This window comes from Micromonospora sp. WMMD1120 (assembly GCF_029626235.1).
GTDB lineage: Bacteria > Actinomycetota > Actinomycetes > Mycobacteriales > Micromonosporaceae > Micromonospora.
This window is the reverse complement of the sequence record NZ_JARUBO010000005.1, coordinates 5577049-5591076: the sequence shown is the minus strand read 5'-3', so window position 1 is coordinate 5591076 and position 14028 is coordinate 5577049. Positions and strand designations below refer to the sequence as shown.

Here is a 14028-nt window from a genome sequence, read left to right as displayed (position 1 = left end):
CCGCAGTCGCGAACGGAAGACGGCTCGGTGAGTGCGAGGAGTGAGCCGGGGTTGCGAGCCCCGCAGTCGCGAACGGAAGACGGACCAGCGCGGTTGCGGGATCGGATCGCGGCGGAGTTGGCGCGGGCCCGCGCCCGGACCACGTCGTTGACCGAGGTGGTCGACGAGGCCGAGCTGATGCGTCAGCACTCGCCGTTGATGTCGCCGCTGGTCTGGGACCTCGCCCACGTGGGCAATCAGGAGGAGCTGTGGTTGGTCCGGGATGTCGGGGGCCGGGAGCCGGTCCGGTGTGACATCGACGAGCTGTACGACGCGTTCAAGCAGCCGAGGCGGGACCGCCCGGCGTTGCCGTTGTTGCGTCCGCAGGAGGCGCGCGCCTATCTGGGCACGGTGCGGGACAAGGTGCACGACCTGTTGGACGCGGTGGCCTTCACCGAGCGGCCGTTGGTCGCCGACGGGTTCGCCTTCGGGATGATCGTGCAGCACGAGCAGCAGCACGACGAGACCATGCTGGCCACCCACCAGCTACGGGCGGGGCCGGCGGTGCTGCACGCGCCGGCGCCGCCGGAACCCTCGGCGCGGGTCGGCGCGGAGGTGCTGGTGCCGGCCGGCGAGTTCACCATGGGCACCGACACGGACCCGTGGGCGCTGGACAACGAGCGGCCCGCGTACCGCGTCGACCTGCCGGCGTACGCGATCGACGCCGCCCCGGTGACCAACGGTCAGTACGCGGCCTTCATCGACGACGGCGGCTACGCCGATCAGCGGTGGTGGAGCCCGGCCGGTTGGGAGCACCGGGTCCGGGAGGGGTTGGTCGCGCCGATGCACTGGCGTCGCGACGGCGACGGCTGGTCGTACCGGCGGTTCGGCAGGTGGAGCCGGGTCCGCGCCGACGAGCCGGTGGTGCACGTGTGTTGGTACGAGGCGCAGGCGTACGCGGCGTGGGCGGGCAGGCGGCTGCCGACCGAGGCGGAGTGGGAGAAGGCGGCGCGGTGGGATCCGTCGACCGGCCGGTCCCGCCGGTACCCGTGGGGCGACGAGGACCCGACCGAGGCGCACGCCAACCTGGACCAGCGTCATCTGTGGCCGGCGCCGGTGGGCGCGTACCCCGGGGGTGCGTCGCCGTTGGGGGTGCACCAGCTCATCGGGGACGTCTGGGAATGGACCTCGACGGCGTTCGACGGGCACCCGGGTTTCACCGCGTTCCCCTACCGCGAGTACTCGGAGGTCTTCTTCGGCGGCGACTACCGGGTGCTGCGCGGTGGTTCGTTCGGCACCGACCGGTCGGCCTGCCGGGGCACCTTCCGCAACTGGGACTATCCGATCCGGCGGCAGATCTTCAGTGGTTTCCGCTGCGCCCGCGACGCGCGACCGGACGAGTCGTACCGGTGAGGTGTCGGACGACCGGCGGCCCGGCGGGGGCGGGCCGCTGATGTGTCGGCACCTGGCCTACCTCGGGCCGCCGGTAACCCTGGCCGAGCTGCTGTTCGAACCGCCGTACTCCCTAATGCGGCAGTCGTGGGCGCCGCGTGACATGCGCGGCGGCGGCACGATCAACGCCGACGGCTTCGGCGTCGGCTGGTACCCGGACGACGGCCCGCCGGTTCGCTACCGGCGGGCGCAGCCGATCTGGAGCGACCCGACCATCGCGCAACTGGCGGCGGTGACCCGGTCGGCGGCCGTGCTGGCGGCGGTGCGGTCGGCCACCGTGGGGATGGCGGTGCTCGACGGCGCGGCGGCGCCCTTCGCCGAGGGGCGGTGGCTGTTCAGCCACAACGGGGTGGTGCGCGGCTGGCCGGACGCTGTGGTGCCGCTCGCCGCCGGCCTGCCGGTGCGGGACCTGCTCACGCTGGACGCCGCCACCGACTCGGCGCTGCTCTGGGCGTTGGTGCGGCATCGGCTCCGCGCCGGCGCGGACCCGGCCGACGCGGTCGGGCGGACGGTGAGCGCTGTCGCCGCCGCCGCTCCCGGCTCACGGCTCAACCTGCTCCTGACCGACGGCCACCGGGTGGTGGCGAGCGCGGCGGGGCACGCGCTGTCGGTCCGGGAGTCGCCCGACTCGGTGCTGCTCGCCTCCGAGCCGCACGACGACGACCCCGGGTGGCGGGCGGTGCCGGAGGGGCATCTCGTCGTCGCCACCGTGGGCGAGGTGCGGGCACGTCCACTGCCGACCCCGGTGCCCGACGGCGGGTCGGCCGGCAACGGCTCATCGAACAGGAAGGCGAACCGATGACGGCGGAACCGCTGGAGATCTACCTGGAGGCGAGCGACCTGGAGCGCGGTCTCCGCCACGACGTCCGCGCCGGGCTGAGCGCGGATCCGAAGTGGTTGCCGCCGAAGTGGTTCTACGACGCTCGCGGCAGCGAGTTGTTCGAGCGGATAACCAGGCTGCCCGAGTACTACCCGACCCGGGCGGAGCGGGCCGTGCTGGCGGCGCACGCCGCCGACATCGCGGCGCTGACCGACGCCAAGACGCTCATCGAGCTGGGCTCCGGCTCGTCGGAGAAGACCCGACTGCTGCTGGACGCCTTCACCCGACACGGCGGGTTGGGTTCGTTCGTGCCGCTGGACGTGTCGGTCAGCGCGGTACGGGACTCCACCGCCCAGATCGCCGCCGACTATCCGGGCCTGCGGGTCCGGGGCATCGTGGGTGACTTCACCCGGCACCTGGACCGGCTGCCCACCGGCGGCCGACGGTTGGTGGCGTTTCTCGGTGGCACCATCGGCAACCTGCTGCCCGCGGAGCGGGCCGGGTTCCTGTCGGCCATGCGCGCCGCGCTGGAGGCCGGCGACTGGCTGTTGCTCGGCACCGACCTGGTGAAGGACCCGTCGGTGGTCGTGCCCGCGTACGACGACGCGGCGGGCGTCACCGGCGAGTTCAACCGCAACGTGCTGCGCGTGATCAACCGGGAGTTGGGCGCCGACTTCGACCCGGACGCGTTCGCGCACGTCGCCCTCTGGGACCCGGAGCACGAGTGGATCGAGATGCGGTTGCGGGCGACGCGACCGATGCGGGTCCGGGTGCTCGGCATGACCGTCGAGTTCGCGCGTGGCGAGGAGCTGCGTACCGAGGTCTCCGCGAAGTTCCGTCCGGACGGGGTCGCCGCGGAGCTGGCCGAGGCGGGTTTCACCCGGACGGCGTTCTGGACCGACCCGGACGCGCTCTTCGGCGTCACCCTGGCCCGGGCGCGGTGAGCCCGTTCCCCCCGCCCCGACGGGTCCGGTGGGTGATCGGATAGGCTGGCCGCGCGAAGGGGAGTAGCCCCCAATGTCGTGGTCGACATACTGGTGCGTTCCGCATCCGGCCACGCGGCCCCGGTCTCCGGGGCGGGCGAGACCTTCGACTCAGGCTGTCGCAGCCGGGTCGAGGGCGCCCCTGTACCTCCTCCCGGCGTGAACGGGAAGGACGTCATGGAGGGTTTTCTCGCCGCGCTGGTCATCAGCTTCGGCGTCATCTTCGTCGCGGAGCTGGGGGACAAGTCCCAGCTCATGGCGTTGACCTTCGCCACGCGGTTCAAACCGGTCCCGGTGCTGATCGGTATCACCGTCGCCACGGCGGTGGTGCACCTGGCGTCGGTCGCCATCGGCGCTGGCCTCGGTGCGGTGCTGCCGACCGAGTGGATCTCCCTGGTGGCGGGCGTGGCGTTCCTCGGGTTCGGCGCCTGGACGCTGCGCGGGGACTCGCTCACCGAGGAGGAGAAGCGCAAGGCGGAGCGGACCAACAAGACCGCGCTGGTGGCGGTGTCGGTGGCGTTCTTCCTCGCGGAGCTGGGTGACAAGACGATGCTCGCCACGATCACGCTCGCCACCCAGCACGGCTGGTTCGGCACCTGGCTCGGCTCCACCCTCGGCATGGTGGCCGCCGACGCGCTGGCCATCCTGGTCGGCCGGATGCTCGGCCGGCGGTTGCCGGAGAAGACCATCAAGTACGGTGCCGCGATCCTCTTCGCGATCTCCGGTCTCTGGCTGATCCTGGAGGCGGTGAACGAGCTGACCTGAGGCTTCTCGTGGTGACCGCCGTACGCGACAGGGCCTAGCTGCCCCGGCGGCGGGTAACGGCCCGGGGTGGAGCCGGCCGACGTGTTACGCCACGGCGACCAGGTGCTGGTCGCCGTGGTGGAGGCGGCCGGCGCGCTGGTGATCTTCGTGGGCGCGGTGTGGGCGGCGGGGCGGTTCGTGGTCGAGGGACTGCGACACCGCAGCGCCGCCCGGTTCACGCAGATCCGGCTCTCGCTGGGCCGGTTTCTCACCCTCGGCCTCGAATTCCAGCTCGCGGCGGACGTGCTGCGCACCGCGGTGTCCCCGTCGTTCACGCAGATCGGCCAACTGGCGGCGATCGCGACGATCAGGACCGCGCTGAACTATTTCCTGGGCCGCGAGATCCGCGAGGAGCAGCGCCAGGTGGCCGAGGGCGAGCGGCGTACGTGACGGGCGCCCTGGTGCTGGTGGTCACCGCGCTGGCCCTGGTCGTCGGCGTCGTCACCGCGCTCGGCACCGGGTCGCTGCGGACCGCCGTGCGATTGGTGCTGGACCTGCTGACCGCCGCCGGTCTGCTCCGGCTCGCCGGCGACCCGGGGTGGAACGGCCTGGCCGGCGCGGTGGCGATCATCGCCCTGCGGCAACTTCTCGGGGCGGCGCTGCGCGGTCCGCCCCCGTGGTCGGGGGCGACAATCCGCGCCGCCCTGCGCCGACGTCGATCACCCCCTACCGTTGGCGCTGAGGGGTAGAGAGAGCCGGGGCCGAGCGGGAGGTTTACCAGATGAGCCGGCACGACGAACCGAACGAGTACGGCTACTCCGGCGGCGCCACCGCTCCCGAGCCGCCGCCGGGCGGCAAGCCCGACGAGCAGGACCGCGTGGAGGCGGTGGCGGTCCCGGGCGACGACCTCACCGGACCGGCGGCCGACGCGGTGGTCGAGGAGACCGAGGACCTCCCGCCCGCCGACCGCCAGCAGTAGGCCACCCGGGTTCGCGGAGCCGCCCGACGGTCTGGCCTCGGCGGCCCCTCCACCGGCGATCGGGCCACCGGTGTGCGCCGGCCGTCCGTCGACGTCCCCGGCGCGCCGGCAGCGCCCACCGCCGGTCAACCGGCCCGCCGGCTTGCTGTCCGCCGCTCGGCGCGCCGGCTCGCTGTCCGCCGGCTCCCTGTCCGCCTGGTTCCGTTGGCTTCCTGGCCGCTGGTCTGGCCGCGCCGGCTTCCTGGCCGCTGGTCTGGCCCGGCGGCTTCCTGGCCGCCGCCCGGCCCGGCGGCTCCGGGACCGTGCGGTCGAGCACGGCGGCGGCGCGCACACCCCGCGTGGTGTGCCTGCGTGCCCGCGCGGTGATCACGGGCAGATCAACACCCACCATCAGGTACGGCCGCGCCGCGCCCGCCGACCGGCGCCGGCGCGACGGTGTGGACGCCGGCCGGGTGGATGACGGCGCGGTGGTGGTGCCGATCGCGAAGAGTCGTCAGCCGCCCGGGAGCGAGCAGGAATCCCGTAAGCCGTGGGCGACGTGACCAGCCCAGCGCCAGCACCGCCGTGGCCGTGAAAGCCCGGACCCTCGGCGATCTTGCACTCCCTGCGGCGGCATAAGCGCCGAAAGGGGCGTAACGACGTCGCCAACTGCAAGATCGGCGCGGGTGTCGCCAGGTCTGATCGCTTTTTGACTTTTCCCCGTTCCCGCCCCGCAGCCGAAAGGACGTTTGTCGGGTTGGTCATGCGGGGGTGCGCAGCGCGTTGTCGGAAAATACGTAACTCCGGACATAAGCCCTATGAGCGGCTTTAATGGTTCACGAGTTTAGAGACGACCTTGGGGGTTTTCGTGAAGTTTCTTGGCGTAACCGGACCGACGCGGAGGCGCTCCTGATGGACCTGCTCCGCCAATTGCGCCACGTGCGTCGGCACTGGTGGGTCCCACTCGTCACGGTGATGGTGGCGCTGGGTGTCGCGGCGTTCCTGACCGTCCGGGCCCAACCCCGGTACGTCGCCTCGGTGACCTTCTTCGTCACCACCCCCAACTCGGGCGTCAGTGAGGCGTACCAGGGCGGTCTCTTCCTCCAGCAGCGCGTCAAGTCGTACGCCGACCTGCTCAGCAGTGACCGGCTGGCGCAGAGCGTGGTGGCCGAGACGCCGGTGGGTCTGACCGCCGACGAGGTGCAGCGTCGGGTGAGAACCTCCACCGAGGCCGGCACCGTCCTGCTGCGGGCGACGGTCACCGACACCGACCAGACCCGGGCGTTGCGGGTGACCGAGAGTCTCGCCAACAAGTTCGTCGACCTGGTCCAGAAGGTCGAGACGACACCCGAGGGCAAGACGCCGATCAAGATCGAGATCGTCAGCGGCCCCCGGGTGACCCCCAACCCGGTGTCGCCGCAGCCGGTCCGCAACCTCACCCTCGGCGGCCTGGTCGGTCTGCTCCTCGGCATCGGCCTGGCGATCCTGCGTGGCATCGCCGACGTCCGGCTGCGCGACGCCGCCGGTCTGCAACGGGCCACCGGAAGTCCGCTGCTCGGCGAGATTCCGTTCGAGGGCACCGCCCGCAGCGCGCCGCTGATCGTCGGTGACGCCGCCACCTCGGCGCGGGCCGAGGCGGTGCGCAAGCTGCGGACCAACCTGCGCTTCGTGGACGTGCACGAGCCGGCCCGGGTCATCGCCGTCACCAGCGCGTTGCAGGGCGAGGGCAAGACCACGCTCTCCTGCAACCTGGCCATCGCCCTGGCCGAGGCGGGGTGGCGGGTGCTGCTCGTCGACGCCGACCTGCGCCGCCCGAAGGTCGACGACTACCTGGGCCTGGACGCCGGCGTGGGCCTCACCGACGTGCTGGTCGGTGACGTCAAGGTCGGCGACGTCGTGCAGCGGTGGGGGGACAAGTCGCTGCTGGTCCTGCCCAGCGGCTCCGCTCCGCCGAACCCGAGCGAACTGCTCGGCTCCAAGGCGATGGCGGACCTGCTGCTGGCCCTGCGCGAGTCGGCGGACATCGTGATCATCGACACCGCTCCGCTGCTCGCGGTGACCGACGGTGTGGTGGTGGCCGTGCAGGCCGACGGCGCGCTGCTGGTGACGCAGCAGGGGCGTACCTCACGGACCCAGGTCGCCGCGGCGGCCCGCGCGTTGCACTCGGTCTCCGTCCGCCTGCTCGGCTGCGTGCTGAACATGGCCAAGGTGGCCAAGGCCGAGGCGTACCAGTACGAGGCCTACCGGGTGGTCGCCTCGACGCCCACGGCGGGGGTGCCGACCGACCGGGCCACATCCGGTCGGCACAGCGCGAGCGCCGACGGGGTCAACGGCGTCGCCGACCACACCCAGGAACTCACCCGGCTGCCCCGATGAGCGCGGCGAGGGGCCGCAGCGCGCGTTCGATCTCCTCGGCGCAGCGCCGGAAGTCTGCCGACGTGCCGCCGATCGGGTCCCGCAGGTCGTCGTCGTCCCCGACGGCGGGCTGCAGTCGACCCCGGGCCTGGGCAGCGGCGGTGATCGCCGCCCGCAACGAGTCGTCGACCGGCTCGGTGGGCGGCTCCGCCGCGGCGGCGAGCCGCCCGAACTGGCGCAGTGTGAACGTCCGGTGCAGCGCGCCCGGCGCCAGCGCGGTGCAGACCGAACGTTGCCGCCGGGTCGCGGTCAGCACCAGCGTCGCGTCGTTCAGGTGCTCGGGGCGTAGCCCTCGGGTCCGGAACTCCGCCGGGTCCGCGCCGCTCTCGGCCGCGACCTCCATCGCGTACGGGTGCATGCCCAGCCCGTCGACAGCGTCGGTGCCGGCGCTGGCGACGGCGACCGAGCGGTCGGCCAGCAGCCGGCGGGCCAGGTACTCGGCCATCGGTGACCGGCACAGGTTGGCGTGGCAGACGAACAACACGCGGTCAGGCATCGGTGCCCCTCTCGTCGGTGCGGACACCGGCGTCCGCGCCGCGAGGGCGGCGCGTCGACGTCGGGGGCCGCGCGGGGAGGGGTTGCCGGCATCGTACGCGCGCGCGGCGTCCGTCGGTTGCCGTGCCGCGCCGATCGACGGCGCTCGCGGCCGGGCGGGGGCGTAGCGGTGCGCATCGGCATCCTGTCCTACCACTTCCCGCCGGAGCCGGCGTTCATCCCGGGAAGCCTCGCCGAGGCCTTGGCCGCGCGGGGGCACGAGGTCCGGGTGCTCACCGGATTCCCGGACTATCCGGGTGGACACGTCTACCCTGGCTGGCGGCAGCGCTGGCACCACGAGACGCACAGCGAGCGGCTGAGCGTCAAGCGGGTGCCGAGGCTTCCCGGCGGTGCCGCGTCCACCGGGGCGAGGATGGCTGGTTACCTCTCCTTCGCCGGCAGCGCGACGTTGGCGGCACGTCGGTTCCTCGCCGGCATCGACGCGCTCTACGTGTTCCAACTACCGGCCACGACCTTCGCCGCCGCCGCCGTGCTCCGGTTGCTCGCACGGGTGCCGTCCGTGCTGCACGTGCAGGACGTCTGGGCCCGCGACGGCGCGGACGAGGCGGGCGAGGGGCGCTGGGCGCAGCGGTTGGGCGCCGCGATGACCCGGATCTACCGGGCGGCGACGCGGATCGCCGTCGCCGCCCCGTCGATGCGGGACCTGGTGATCGCCGCCGGCGCGGACCCGGGCCGGGTACGGCTGGTGTTGAACTGGACCGACGAGCGGATCTTCCGCCCGGCGACGCCCGGGGCGGCGGCCCGGCGGTTGGTCCGCCGGGACGGGCGGTGCGTGGTGATGCACGCCGGGACCATCGGCGCGCGGCAGGGGCTGGAGACGGCGGTCCGGGCCGCCGCGGCGTTGGACCGGACGATGGATCTGGTCCTGGTCGGGTCGGGTGGGGCCGAGCGGCGGGTGCGGGGGCTCGCCGCCGAGCTGGGCGCGGAGAACGTGCGCTTCCTGGAGCGACGCTCGCCGGTCGACATGCCCGAGCTGTACGCCGCCGCCGACTATCAGTTGGTCATGCTGCGCGACCTTCCGGAGCTGCGGGGCACGGTGCCCGGCAAGCTCCAGGCCGCGCTCTCGTGTGCCGCGCCGGTGATCGCGTCGGCTGGCGGGGATACCGCCGAGCTCGTCGAACGGGCCCGGGCGGGGTTGTCCTGCCCGCCGGAGGACTGGGCGGCGCTCGCCGACCGGTTCTGGTTGGCCGCCACGATTCCTCCGCCGACGCGTACCGAGATGGGGCGTCGCGGGCGGGCGGCCTACCTGCGGGAGATGTCGCTGCCGGCCGGCGTCGACCAGATCGAGCGGCTGCTGTACGAGGCGGCGGGACGGGCGGCGGAACCCCGCCCCATTCGTGAGGGAATCTCTCCTAATGCTACATAGAAGCAATAAGACCACGAATTTTCATGGTCTGTGCTAAGAACGTCAAGGAAATGAGTCTTCTGTCCGGTTCGTCGATGGGGAGTGTGGTGTGACGGGAAGCGAACGACCGATCCGGCGGCGGAGCCGGTCGCGACGTCGCCGGCGTGCCCGGTTGCGTCGGGCCCTCCTCGGCGCCCTGGTGGTCGGCTCGCTGCTGCTGGCCACCGTCGGCTGGATCGGCTTTCGCGGCTGGCAGGCGCGCGCCCACCTGGTCAACGCCGCCGGGCTGGCCCGCGAGCTGAGCGCCCAGGTGGTCGGTGGGGACACCGACCGGGCGCTGCGAACTCTCGCCGCCCTCCAGGAGCAGTCCCGGGCCGCCCGTGGCGCCACGAGTGACCCGAGCTGGCGGCTCGCCCGGCACACCCCGGTGGCCGGGGACGACCTCGACGCCGTCCAGCAGATCGCGGTCGCCATCGACGAGTTGGCCCGGCAGGCGTTCCCGACACTGCTGCGGACCGACCTGAGCAGCCTGGTGCCGGCCGGAGGGCGACTGGACCTGGCCCGGCTGACAGCGGTGTCCGCCGAGGTGTCCCAGGCCAACGAGTCGGTGCAACGCACGCGCCGGAACCTGGCGGCGGTGCCCGCCGACAGTCTTGTCAGCCAGGTCCGCCAGGCGTTGACCGACCTGCGCGGCGAGATCGACCGGCTGGCCGGGCTCACCACCGCCGCCGATCAGGGCGCCCGCCTGCTGCCACCGTTGCTCGGCGTGAACGGCCCGCGGCGCTACCTGCTGGTCTCGCAGAACCTCGCCGAGCTGCGCGCGACCGGTGGCATGTTCGGCGCGTACGCGCTGATGCAGGCGGAGGACGGCGCGGTCCGGATGGGCAGGCAGGGCAGCACCGCCTCGCTCGGGCGGTTCACTCCGGCGCTGAAACTGCCCGCCGAGACGCGGGCGCTCTGGACGGACCTGCCGGGCATCTACCCCGCCGACGTCAACCTGACGCCGCACTTCCCGACCGCCGCCTCGCTCTACCGGGAGATGTTCCGGCGCAAGACCGGCACCACCGTCGACGGGGTGCTCGCGGTCGACCCGGTGGTGCTGTCGTACCTGTTGAAGGCGACCGGCCCGGTCCTGGTGCCCGGTGGTGTGCCGTTGGCGAGCGAGAAGGTCGTGCAGACCCTGCTCAACGAGAGCTACCAGCGGCTGAGCGTCAAGGAGCAGGACGAGTTCTTCGCGGCCTCGGCGGCCTCGGTGTTCGACGCCTTCTTCAAGAAGAATGTCAACCCACGGGTGTTGTTGTCCGCATTTGACCGTGCTATCACCGAACGACGGATATTGTTCTGGAGTGCCCGACCTGAAGAACAGCGGACCTTCGGCGACAGCCGGATGGCCGGGACGCTTCCGGAACAGGACACCGTGCCGACTGTCGGCGTGTTCCTCAACGACGGCAGCGGCGCGAAGCTCGGCTACTACCTGCGGCCGACGGCGAACGTGACGGTCGGCGCGTGCCGGCCCGACGGCCGCCGTGAGCTCCGGTTGCGGGTGACCCTGCGCTCGACGGCGCCGAGGTCCGGACTCAGCGAGTCCGTCCTCGGTCTCGGTATGGCTGGCGACCCGTACACCGCCCGCACGTTGGTGTCGGTCTACAGCCCGGCGGGCGGAGCGGTGCTCGAGGCCCGCCTGGACGGGGCCGAGACGGCGCTCGGCAGCGGCACCGAACGTCGCCGTCAGGTGGCGACGGCGAGCGTCGACGTCGGCCCCGGCGCCGAGCGGGCGCTGGAGGTCACCCTCCTGACGGCCAAGACCGGCGTCGGGCAGGCCGAGTTGCGGTTGACCCCCACCGCCAGCCCCTGGACCACCCAAGTTCATTCCGCACCAAGCTGTGACCAGTAGGAGGGAACCAATCATGCGGCTATCCCGCATCATCATGGCGCTCACGGTCGGCCTGGCCGTGGTGGCCGTGCCGACGGCAGCGGGGGCGGCGCAGCCGCAGCCAACGCCCAGCACCGGTCCGACCCAACCGCCGCCGTACACGCCGCAGAACCCGGCTCTGACCGTCAACCGGCCGACGATCTTCATCGGCGAGACGGTCGTGCTGACCGGCGTCGGTTTCGGCCCGAACGAGACAGTCGACATCACGGTGACGGTGACACCGCTGGCCGCGCCGGCCGGCGGCCAGGCACCGGCTCGCCGCAGCGACGGCAGCACCGTGGCGATGACCCCGGTGGCCTTCCAGGCGAGCGCGCCGCTGAGTTTCACGGCGCAGACCGACGCCCAGGGGCGCTTCACCCGGAACTACAAGCCGTCGGTGACCGGTCTGCTGACCTTCACCGCGGTAGGCCGGGAGTCCGGCCGTACGGCGAGCACCGAGCTGCGGGTGTTGCCCAAGAAGCAGCCGCTGCCGGTCACCGGTGACAGCCTCGGCACGCCGATGAAGCTCGGCGGCGGCCTGGTCGGCGCCGGCGCGATCATGTTGCTGCTGACCATGGCCTGGCGTCGTCGCCAGCGCTTCGGCGGTGCCGCGCACTGACCGCATCGCCGGGCTGGCCCCGGATCGCCGGGCTGAGTCCGGACCGCACCACCGCTGACGCCCGTCGGAGCAATCCGGCGGGCGTCAGCCCGTCCCCACCGTTCCCGTTGTCCGCTTCGGGGTTGTTGATCGACTCGACGTCCTGAAAGTCGGGGTCTCCGCCGCCCGGGATGCCCCGACTTCCTGGAACCCGAGTGGATCAGCGGCGCTGTATCCGCTGGCCGAGCCGGATTAAAGCGATTTGTCCGGTTATGGCCAATGCTCGGTTCCACCCGCGGACCGGAATGCTGGCGGGACGGGGGTCGTTACACACTCCGACGATCGCAGGACCGCCCGAGCGGTAACCCGATCCGCCGGCGGATGGCCAACCGGGAATGACCCGGGCCGGCCGCCCGTTACATCTGGCCCGGCCGCCACGAGCCCCCGCTCGACGGCCGCCGGACCCGGCGGGACAGGCCCACACCTGACGATCGCCGATCCGGCACCACGGACCCTTCCCGGCACGTCGGTGCCAACCCCCAGACTTTCGCAGCGCCGGACGAGGTGCTCACACCCCCGCATCGCGCAGGGGTGTCCCTACCCCCGAAGGAGCTCACCCCCATGAACACGATCATGCGTAAGAGCGTGCTGTCCGTCGCCGGTCTCGCCTTCGCCGGTGGCATCTTCGCCGGCCCGGTCGCGCACACCATGGACGCGCACACGGTGCACGCCAAGCCCGCCGCCGTCGCGGTGCAGGCTGCCAAGCCTGACCCCGCCGCGCTGATCCCGCACGGCGTCCAGGGCGAGCAGTCGCACATCACCCTCAACGACGAGCAGACCGCCAACGTCAAGGCGATCATCGCCGCGACCAAGAAGGCCGGCCTGCCGGAGCGGGCCGCGGTGATCTCGATCGCGACGAGCCTGCAGGAGTCGAAGCTGGAGAACCTGGGTCACCTGGGTGACGCCAACGACCACGACTCGCTGGGCCTGTTCCAGCAGCGCCCTAGCTCTGGTTGGGGCACGCCGGAGCAGATCACCGACCCGGAGTACTCGACGACGGCGTTCCTGAAGGGCCTGAAGCAGGTCGACGGGTGGCAGGACATGCCGCTGACCGAGGCCGCGCAGACCGTGCAGGTCTCGGCGTACCCGGACGCGTACGCCCAGTGGGAGCAGCAGGCCGCCGACCTGGTCGGCCAGTACTGGAACAGCTGACCCCCGCACCACCGACCGCTGGCCGGCACCCCAACACAGGGGTGCCGGCCAGCGGCGTACCCGGGCCAGCTCCGTCGGCGTCCGCGCATCGACGAGACCGCCATCCGCGGCTGACGCCAAAGCCGTCGCCAACCGCGGACCCCGATGGGAAGATGCCGCGGGTGCCCCGGACCTCATCCCCGTCGCCCGAACACCGACAACCCGCGCACCGTAAGGGACGACCAGCCACGATGACCCGCGCCGACCGCGAAGAGCTGCGCACCACGTTCGGCGAGGACGCCGAACTGTACGACCGGTGCCGTCCCAGCTACCCGCCCCCGCTCTTCACCGACCTCGCCACACTCGCCGGTCTCGGCCCGCACGCTCGGGTGCTGGAGATCGGATGCGGCACCGGCCAAGCGACGTTGCCCCTGGCACGGCTGGGATGCGCCGTCGTGGCGATGGACCTCAGTCCCGACATGGTCGCCGTCGCACGACGTAATCTCGCCCAGTTCCCGAACGTCACCGTCGTCACCTCGGCGTTCGAGGACTGGCGGCCCACCGGCGAACCCTTCGACGCGGTGCTCTCCGCGACCGCCTTCCACTGGCTCGACCCCGACGTACGCATGATCAGAGCAGCCGACCTGCTGCGCCCCGGCGGAGCGCTCGCCATCGTCTCCACCCACCACATCGCCGGCGGAACGGACGCCTTCTTCGCCGACGCACAACGATGCTACGAGCGATTCGACCCCAGCACACCGCCCGGCATGCGCCTGACCACCGACGACGAGACCGCCGACGAGACGGCGGAGTTCGAGCGGTCGGCCCGTTTCGGGCCGGTGGAGTTCCGCCGTTACGAGTGGCAGCAGACCTACACCGCCGACGAGTACCGGAACCTGCTCATGACGTACTCCGGCCACCGCGCCCTGGCACACCAGGCACGCGACGGGCTGTTCGCCTGCATCACCCACCTGATCGAGAACGTCTACGACGGAGAGATCACCAAGCGGTACCGGAACCGGCTCGCGATCGCGCCCAGGACACCGTGACGCCCCGAGCCGCGCGTGGTCCCAACC

The 14028-nt window shown here is 72.2% G+C and carries 14 protein-coding genes; 13 read left to right on the top strand and 1 reads right to left on the bottom strand.

The window, feature by feature from the left end; translation table 11 throughout:
• Positions 1–51: 51 nt before the first annotated feature.
• The 8 genes from egtB to O7634_RS25845 all read left to right on the top strand — a co-directional run bounded on the left by egtB (position 52) and on the right by O7634_RS25845 (position 7312).
• Entirely contained in the window at positions 52–1392 is a 1341-nt protein-coding gene (gene egtB / locus O7634_RS25880; RefSeq protein ID WP_278152723.1) for an ergothioneine biosynthesis protein EgtB, read from the top strand.
• A gap of 40 nt (positions 1393–1432) precedes the next feature.
• Entirely contained in the window at positions 1433–2233 is an 801-nt protein-coding gene (egtC, locus tag O7634_RS25875; protein ID WP_278152722.1) for an ergothioneine biosynthesis protein EgtC, read from the top strand.
• Positions 2230–3195 carry an L-histidine N(alpha)-methyltransferase gene (egtD, locus tag O7634_RS25870; protein ID WP_278152721.1) on the top strand — a complete coding sequence of 322 codons (966 nt, stop codon included), beginning with the start codon at positions 2230–2232 and terminating at the stop codon, positions 3193–3195. The genes egtC and egtD overlap by 4 nt, the downstream gene beginning before the upstream one ends.
• 216 nt (positions 3196–3411) lie before the next feature.
• Positions 3412–3999, top strand: a complete 588-nt coding sequence (locus tag O7634_RS25865) for a TMEM165/GDT1 family protein (RefSeq protein WP_278154080.1) — start codon at positions 3412–3414, stop codon at positions 3997–3999.
• 66 nt (positions 4000–4065) lie between these two features.
• Positions 4066–4428, top strand: coding sequence for a DUF1622 domain-containing protein (locus O7634_RS25860; protein WP_278152720.1), 363 nt, complete (start codon positions 4066–4068; stop codon positions 4426–4428).
• Complete coding sequence (locus O7634_RS25855; RefSeq protein ID WP_278152719.1) at positions 4425–4727, top strand: hypothetical protein; 303 nt, start codon at positions 4425–4427, stop codon at positions 4725–4727. Before O7634_RS25860 ends, O7634_RS25855 begins: the two co-directional genes overlap by 4 nt.
• 32 nt (positions 4728–4759) lie before the next feature.
• A complete protein-coding gene (locus O7634_RS25850; protein ID WP_278152718.1) occupies positions 4760–4957 on the top strand; it encodes a hypothetical protein in 198 nt (65 codons plus the stop codon).
• Positions 4958–5848: 891 nt separating this feature from the next.
• Positions 5849–7312, top strand: a complete 1464-nt coding sequence (locus O7634_RS25845; protein WP_278152717.1) for a polysaccharide biosynthesis tyrosine autokinase — start codon at positions 5849–5851, stop codon at positions 7310–7312.
• On the opposite strand, the gene O7634_RS25840 is transcribed toward O7634_RS25845, so the two are convergent.
• Positions 7293–7847: a low molecular weight phosphatase family protein gene (locus O7634_RS25840; protein WP_278152716.1), complete on the bottom strand. Its 555-nt coding sequence runs from the start codon at positions 7845–7847 to the stop codon at positions 7293–7295. The two genes, O7634_RS25845 and O7634_RS25840, sit on opposite strands and share 20 nt — an antisense overlap.
• Before the next feature lie 168 nt (positions 7848–8015).
• Between O7634_RS25840 and O7634_RS25835 the strand changes: the two genes are divergently transcribed.
• From O7634_RS25835 to O7634_RS25815, 5 genes are all read left to right on the top strand, one after another.
• Positions 8016–9272 carry a glycosyltransferase family 4 protein gene (locus O7634_RS25835; protein ID WP_278152715.1) on the top strand — a complete coding sequence of 419 codons (1257 nt, stop codon included), beginning with the start codon at positions 8016–8018 and terminating at the stop codon, positions 9270–9272.
• A gap of 151 nt (positions 9273–9423) precedes the next feature.
• The gene (locus O7634_RS25830) at positions 9424–11145 is read left to right on the top strand and encodes a DUF4012 domain-containing protein (protein WP_278152714.1); all 1722 of its coding nucleotides are present in this window, start codon (positions 9424–9426) and stop codon (positions 11143–11145) included.
• A gap of 13 nt (positions 11146–11158) precedes the next feature.
• Positions 11159–11782 carry a hypothetical protein gene (locus tag O7634_RS25825; protein ID WP_278152713.1) on the top strand — a complete coding sequence of 208 codons (624 nt, stop codon included), beginning with the start codon at positions 11159–11161 and terminating at the stop codon, positions 11780–11782.
• Between the two features lie 600 nt (positions 11783–12382).
• Complete coding sequence (locus tag O7634_RS25820) at positions 12383–12973, top strand: hypothetical protein (protein ID WP_278152712.1); 591 nt, start codon at positions 12383–12385, stop codon at positions 12971–12973.
• Between the two features lie 230 nt (positions 12974–13203).
• Positions 13204–14001, top strand: a complete 798-nt coding sequence (locus tag O7634_RS25815; RefSeq protein ID WP_278152711.1) for a class I SAM-dependent methyltransferase — start codon at positions 13204–13206, stop codon at positions 13999–14001.
• Positions 14002–14028 lie beyond the last annotated feature (27 nt).